The organism is Archangium sp. (genome assembly GCF_045802675.1).
Taxonomy (GTDB): Bacteria; Myxococcota; Myxococcia; order Myxococcales; family Myxococcaceae; genus Archangium.
Map to the genome: position 1 here is coordinate 1 of NZ_JBJMQO010000136.1, position 7,901 is coordinate 7,901.

1 protein-coding gene is annotated in these 7,901 nt (G+C 71.0%); it reads right to left on the reverse strand.

Going from position 1 to position 7,901, the window contains the following annotated elements:
* Positions 1 to 7,901, reverse strand: a 7,901-nt coding sequence (locus tag ACJ8AN_RS37555) for an amino acid adenylation domain-containing protein (protein ID WP_407760416.1), incomplete at both ends; no start/stop codon positions are given.

Genomic DNA, 7,901 nt, shown 5'->3' on the forward strand with positions numbered 1-7,901 from the left:
GAAGCCGGCCAGCAGCGTCATGAAGGGCGTGACACCCAGACGCGTGGAGAGGGCCTTGAGGGACTCGGAGAGGGCCCTGGGCAGCGCCACGGGCAGGTTGTCACCCCGGAACGTCTGCACGGGAGGACGAGGCCTGTCGGTGGTCAGCTCCAGGTGCGCCGGAGCGCCGGAGAGCCGCTGCTTCCAGAAGCCCAGCTGCGCGTCGAGCACCTCACCCTGGAGCCACTCGCGCTGCCAGAGGGCGAAGTCGGCGTACTGGATGGGCAGGGGTGGCAGCGAGGGCTGCTGGCCGGAGGCGAAGGCGGCGTAGAGCGAGGCCACCTCGCGCACGAGCACTCCCATGGACCAACCGTCGGAGACGATGTGGTGCTGGGTGACGAGCAGTACATGGTCATCCGCGCCCAGGCGCAGCAGGGCGGCACGCAGGAGCGGACCCCGCGCCAGATCGAAGGGGCGTTGTGCCTCCTGACGGACCAGGTCCTGGGCCCGGGCCTCACGCTCGGCGGCGGGCACGTCCTGAAGGTCGTGCACCTCGAGCGGCACGGAGAGTGTCGGAGCAATCAGTTGGAGCGGTTGGCCGTCGTGGGCGGCGAAGGTGGTGCGCAGGGACTCGTGACGACGCACGAGCTCCTCGAAGGCCTGGCGCAACGCCTGGGTGTCGAGCTGGCCCGACATCCTCAGCGCGTGGGGGATGTTGTAGACGGGGCTACCGGGCTCGAGCTGATCGAGGAACCACAGCCGCTGCTGGGAGAAGGCCAGGGGGATGGCTCCCGTGCGCGGCGCGGGCTTCAACGCGGGCGCTGCCCTGAGCTCGTTCTCGCCCTGGCGGCCGCGGACCTGGTCGATCCGGTGGGCCAGCGCGGAGAGGACGGGCGCCTCGAAGAGGGCGCGGACGGGCAGCTCCAGCTGGAAGGCGGTGCGCACGCGGGAGATGACCTGGGTGGCCAGCAGGGAGTGGCCGCCCAGCTCGAAGAAGGAGTCCTCGGCGCCAACGCGGGGCACGGCGAGCACCTCGGCCCAGATGGCGGCGAGCTTCTCCTCGGTGGGCGTGCGCGCAGCGATGTGCTCGGCGGCGGAGGCCGTGTACTCCGGAGCGGGCAGGGCCTTGCGATTCACCTTGCCATTGGGCGTGAGCGGCATCTGCTCGAGCACCACGAAGGCGGAGGGCACCATGTACTCGGGCAGGTGCTCCACGAGGAAGGAGCGCAGCTCCGCGGTATTGAGCTCGGAGGAGAGAGCGGAAGCTACCACGTAGGCCACCAGGCGCTTGTCGCCGGGCCGGTCTTCGCGAGCGAGGACGAGGCCCTGGCGCACGGCCGGGTGCCGGGCCAGGACGGACTCCACCTCACCGAGCTCGATGCGGAAGCCGCGCAGCTTCACCTGGGAGTCCAGGCGGCCGAGGAACTCGATGTTGCCGTCGGCCAGCCAGCGCGCCTTGTCGCCGGTGCGGTACAGGCGCGCGCCGGGAGCCGCGCTGAAGGGATGGGGGATGAACTTCTCGGCGGTGAGCTCGGGGCGGTGGAGGTAGCCAAGCGCCAGGCCATCGCCGCCGAGGTACAGCTCCCCGGCCACTCCCGGAGGCACGGGCCGCAGCCACTCGTCCAGGACGTAGGCCTGCGTGTTGGAGATGGGGCGGCCAATGGGGAGCGACGACACCGGGCTGGAGGGGCACTCCCAGGCGGTGCTGTCGATGCACGTCTCCGTGGGCCCGTACTGGTGCACGAGCCGCGCGCTCAGCGTGGAGACGAAGCGCGAGTGGAGCTCGGGGGTGAGGGGCTCGCCGCCGCAGAAGACGAAGCGCGGCGACTGGCAGTGCTCCACGCCCGGCGTCTGCAAGAAGGCGGCGAGGGGCACGGGACCGAAGTGCAGGTGCGTAATGCCGTGGCGCACCACCGCCTGCACCAGGTAGTCGGAGTCGCGCTGCCCACCGGGGCGGGCGAGCACCAGCCGGGCACCGGCGACCAGGGGAGCGAACATCTCCCAGACGGAGATGTCGAAGCTGAAGGAGGCCTTCTGGAGGAAGGCGTCCTGGGGCCCCATGGGGAAGTGGCGCTGGCGCCAGTGCAGGTGGTTGACCACGGCGCGGTGGGCCACCTGCACGCCCTTGGGCCGGCCCGTACTGCCGGACGTGTAGATGACGTAGGCGGGGCGGGTGGCCTCGGGCTCGGGCAGCGTCGTGCCCGGGGGAGGCGGGGGCAGCGATTCCAGCGACTCCAGCGAGTCCAATGTCAGGACCTGGGCCTGGGTGGAGGGCAGGGCCTGGCGCAGGGACGAGCGGGTGAGGAGCAGCTGCGCGCCGCTGTCCTCGAGCATGAAGGCGAGGCGCTCGGAGGGGTATTCAGGGTCGAGCGGAACCCAGGAGGCGCCGGCCTGGAGGGTGGCGAGGAGGGAGACGAGGAGCTCGGGCGAGCGCTCGAAGGAGACGGCGACGCGGGAGCCGGGGCCGACACCGAGCGAGCGCAGGTGCAGGGCCAGGCGAGTCGAGGCGTCGTCGAACTGCCGGTAGGTGAGGGAGGAGGCGTCGGAGACGAGCGCGGGGGCGTCGGGCGTGCGGCGCGCCTGGGCCTGGACGAGCGAGTGGAGCGTGGCCTCGCGGGGGAAGTCCGCGCGCGTGTCGTTCCACGCCACCAGCACCCGCTGGCGCTCCTCGGAGGTGAGCAGCGGCAGGTCGCGCAGGGCGGTGTCGGGGTGGGCGGTGATGGCCTCCAGGAGCACCTGGTAGTGGCGCATCATCCGAGCCACCGTGTCCGCCTCGAACACCTCGGTGTCGTAGATGAGGTAGCCGACGAGGCCGTTGGGGCCCTCGCCGAGCGTCAGCGAGAGGTCGAATCTGGCGGTGTTGCCCTCGATCTCCATCTGACGCAGGGTGAGGCCCGGCAGCTTCTGCGACTCGGCCGGCGTGTTCTGCAGGCTGAACATCACCTGGAACAGGGGCGATTGGCCGAGGGTCCGCTCCGGGGACAGCTCCGCGACGAGCTTCTCGAAGGGGACGTCCTGGTGCTCGTAGGCGGACAGGGTGGTGTCGCGCACCTGCTGGAGCAGCTCGCGGAAGGAGGCCCGCGGGGAGATGCGAGAGCGCAGGACGAGCGTGTTGACGAAGAAGCCGATGAGCCCCTCGAGCTCGGTGTTGCGGCGGCCGGCGATGGGCGAGCCGACCGAGATGTCGTCCTGTCCGGTGTAGCGGTGCAGCAGCACCTGGAAGCCGGCCAGCAGCGTCATGAAGAGACTGGCGCCGTGCCGGGTGCTGGTGGCGGTGAGCGCCGCGGAGAGCGAGGGCGGCAGCACGAAGGCGTGCTGGGCACCGCGGTGGCTCCGGACGGCGGGACGAGGCCTGTCGGTGGGCAACTCCAGGTGCGACGGCGCCCCGGAGAGCTGCTGCTTCCAGTAGCGCAGCTGCGAGTCGAGCACCTCGCCCTGGAGCCACGAGCGCTGCCAGGAGGCGAAGTCCGCGTATTGGAGGGGCAGCGGCGGCAGGGCGGGCCGCCGGCCGGAAACGAGGGCGGCGTAGAAGGTGGCCACCTCTCGCACGAGCACGCCGATGGACCAGCCATCGGAGACGATGTGGTGCTGGACCACGAGCAGCACATGCTCCTCGGGCGCCAGGCGCAGCAGGCTCGTGCGCAGGAGCGGGCCGCGGGCCAGGTCGAAGGGGCGCAGGGCCTCCTGGTGGAGCAGCTCGCGAGCCCGGGTCTCACGCCCGGAAGCGGGCACGTCCTGGAGGTCCAGGACGTCGAGCGGAATGGAGAGTGCCGGAGCAATCCGCTGGACGGGCTGGCCGTCGCTGGAGACGAAGGTGGTGCGCAGGGAGTCGTGACGGCGCACGAGCTCCTCGAAGGCGCGGCGCAGCGCCTCGAGGTCGAGCTGGCCCGAGAGCCGCAGGGCCGCGGGGATGTTGTAGGAGGCACTGCCGGGCTCGAGCTGGTCGAGGAACCACAGCCGCTGCTGGGAGAAGGCCAGCGGGATGTCCCGGGTCTGGGCCGTGGATATGCGGGCGGGCCCCGGGTTCGAGCCACGGGTGCGCGCCTCGTCGATCTTCCGGGCGAGTGCCGAGAGGAGGGAGGCCTCGAAGAGGACGCGGACGGGCAGCTCCACCTGGAAGGCGGAGCGCACCCGCGAGAGGACCCGCGTGGCCAGCAGCGAGTGGCCGCCCAGCTCGAAGAAGTGATCCTCCGCACCCACGCGAGGCACTCCGAGCACCTCGGACCAGAGGGCGGCGAGTTTTTCCTCCGTCGGCGTGCGCGGGGCGACGTATCCGGCCCCCACGTCGGTGGGGGCCTCCGGCGCCGGCAGCGCCTTGCGGTTGACCTTGCCGTTGGGAGTGAGCGGCAATTGCTCGAGCAGCACGAAGGCGGAGGGCACCATGTGCTCGGGCAGGTGCTGCTTGAGCCAGGCCCGGAGCTCCACGGGGGTGAGCTCGGGGGACGCGGGGGTGGTGGGCACGAGGTAGGCCACCAGGCGCTTGTCGCCGGGCCTGTCCTCTCTGGCCACCACCACCACCTGACGCACGGCCGGGTGCTTGTCGAGGACGGACTCCACCTCACCCAGCTCGATGCGGAAGCCGCGCACCTTCACCTGGAAGTCGGTGCGGCCCAGGTACTCCAGGTTGCCATCGGCGCGGTAGCGGGCCAGGTCTCCGGTGCGGTACATGCGCGCGCCCGGAGTGGAGCTGAAGGGGTCGGGGATGAACTTCTCGGCCGTGAGCTCGGGACGGCCAAGGTAGCCGCGGGAGACACCGGCACCGGCGATGAACACCTCACCGGGCACGCCCGTGGGCACCGGCTGCAGACGGGAGTCGAGCAGGTACACCTGGGTGCCGGAGATGGGACGGCCGATGGTGGCGGGCTTGTCGGGGTGGCGCAGGGTGAAGGTGGAGTAGGTGGTCGTTTCCGAGGGCCCGTACAAGTCGTAGACGCGCGACAGGCCGGGCTGCCGGTAGAGCTGCTGCACCAACGAGGTGGCCAGCGGCTCGCCCGCGAGGTTGACGACGCGCACGGACGGGGGAAGCCCTCCGGTGTGCAACAGCTCCGACATGGCGGAGGGGACGGTGTTGACGAGCGAGACGCGCCCCGCCGCGGGCAGGCGGGGCAGCTCCAGGGCGTTGTTAGCCAGCACCACCGTGCCGCCGAGGCTCAAGGGCAGGAAGAGCTCGAAGACGGACAGGTCGAAGGCGATGGAGGTGGAGGCCAGCAGGCCGGAGAGCATCTCCGGGGTGAAGACGGTGCGAGCCCAGAAGAGGAAGGAGACGGCGTTGCGGTGCTCGATGGAGACGCCCTTGGGACGGCCCGTCGAGCCCGAGGTGTAGATGAGGTAGGCGAGGTTGGCACTGGAGGCCGCGCGCTCGGGATTGAGGGTGCTGGCGCGGGAGAGGGACTCGGAGTCCTTGTCCAGCAGCAGCACATGCGCGGAGTGCGTGGGCAGGCTGTCGCGCGTGGTGGACTGGGCGACGAGGAAGCGCAGACCGGCGTCCTCGAGGATGAAGCCCAGGCGCTCGCGGGGATAGGCGGGGTCGAGGGGGACGTAGAGGCCGCCGGCCTTGAGGATGCCCAGCAGGCCGATGAGGAGCTCGGCCGAGCGCTGGGAGCAGATGCCCACGGGCGTCTCGGGACCCACGCCCAGCGCACGCAGGGAGTGGGCGAGCTGGTTGGCGCGGGCGTTGAGCTCCGCGTAGGTGAGCGAGCGCGTGCCGTCCACGAGCGCCTCGGCCTCGGGCGTGCGCTCCACCTGCGCTTCGAAGAGCTCATGGAGCGTGGCCTCGCGCGGGTAGTCCAGCGGCAGGTCGTTCCACTCCACCAACAGCTTGTGCTTCTCCGCCTCCGGCAGCAGCGGCAGCCGCGACACGGGCATTCCGGGTGACGCCACCACCGCCGAGAGCAACACCTGCAGGTGCTCGGCCATCCGCACCACCGTGTCGCGCTCGAAGAGGTCCGTGTTGTAATCGATCGTGCCTCGCAGCCCCCGCGGCGTCTCCTGCATGGAGAGCGACAGGTCGAACTTGGAGACGCCGCCCTCGGCCTCCAGTGGCGAGAGCGTCAGTCCGCCCAGCGCCACCTCGGGAATCGGCATGTTCTGCAGGGCGAACATCACCTGGAACAGGGGCGAGTAGCCCAGGGTCCGCTCCGGGGACACTTCCTCCACGAGCTTCTCGAAGGGGACGTCCTGGTGCTCGTAGGCGGACAGGGTGGTGCCGCGCACCTGCTGGAGCAGCTCGCGGAAGGAGGTCTCCGGGGAGAAGCGCGAGCGCAGGACGAGCGTGTTGACGAAGAAGCCGATGAGCCCCTCGAGCTCGGTGTTGCGGCGGCCGGCGATGGGCGATCCGACCAGGATGTCGTCCTGTCCGGTGTAGCGGTGCAGCAGCACCTGGAAGCCGGCCAGCAGCGTCATGAAGAGACTGACGCCGTGCTGGGAACTGGTGGCGGCGAGCGCCGCGGAGAGCGAGGGCGGCAGCACGAAGATGTACTGGGCACCGCGGTGGCTCTGCACGGGCGGACGCGGCTTGTCGGTGGGCAGCTCCAGGTGCGACGGCGCCCCGGAGAGTTGCTGCTTCCAGTAAGCCAGCTGCGAGTCGAGCACCTCGCCCTGGAGCCACTCGCGCTGCCAGGAGGCGAAGTCCGCGTATTGGAGGGGCAGCGGAGGCAGCGCGGGCTGCTGGCCGGAAGCGAAGGCGGCGTAGAGGGCGGCCACCTCGCGTACCAGCACGCCCATGGACCAGCCATCGGAGATGATGTGGTGCATCAACAGCACCAGCACGTGCTCCTCCGGCGCCAGTCGCAGCAGGTTCGTGCGCACCAGGGGGCCCTGGGCCAGGTCGAAGGGGCGCTGCGCCTCCTGGTGGATCAGCTCGCGGGCCCGGGCCTCGCGCTCGGAGGCGGGCACGTCCTGGAGATTCAGCACCTCGAGCGAGACGAAAATGGACGGAGCAATCCGTTGGACGGGCTGGCCGTCGCTGGAGACGAAGAGGGTGCGCAGGGACTCGTGACGGCGCACGAGCTCCTCGAAGGCGCGGCGCAGCGCTTCGACGTCGAGCTGGCCCGAGAGCCGCAGGGCCGCGGGGATGTTGTAGACGGGGCTGCCGGGCTCGAGTTGGTCGAGGAACCACAGCCGCTGCTGCGCGAACGACAGCGGCCTCTCCGCCGTGCGCGAGGCAGGGCTCGGCGCAGTCACTCGAGGCCCGCTCGAGCCCTGGCGGCCGCCGGGCTCGTCGAGCTTGCGAGCGAGCGCCGAGAGGGTGGGGGTCTCGAAGAGGACACGGACGGGCAGCTCCACCTGGAAGGCGGTGCGCACGCGGGAGACGATCTGGGTGGCCTTCAGGGAGTGGCCGCCCAGCTCGAAGAAGTTGTCCTCGGCGCCGACGCGAAGCACGCCGAGCACCTCGGCCCAGAGGGCGGCGAGCTTCTCCTCGGAGGGCGTGCGCGGGGCGAGGTACTCGGCGGCGGAGGCCGTGGACTCCGGGGCCGGCAGGGCCTTGCGGTCCACCTTGCCGTTGGCGGTGATGGGCAGCGCCTCGAGCACCACGAAGGCGGAGGGCACCATGTACTCGGGCAGGTGCTCCTTGAGGAAGGAGCGCAGCTCGGCCGAGGTGGGGGCCTGCGGGGCCGAGGGCACGACATAGGCCACCAGGCGCTTGTCACCGGGCCTGTCCTCGCGGGCGAGGACGACGGACTGGCGCACACCGGGGCACTTGTCGAGGGCGGACTCCACCTCGCCCAGCTCGATGCGGAAGCCGCGCAGCTTCACCTGGGAGTCGAGGCGGCCGAGGAACACGAGGGTACCGTCGGCCAGCCAGCGCACCTTGTCACCGGTGCGGTAGAGGCGCTCGCCCGCATCGCGCGCGAAGGGGTTGGGGACGAAGCGCTCGGCGGTGAGCTCGGGGCGGTGGAGGTAGCCCCAGGCCAGGCCGTCGC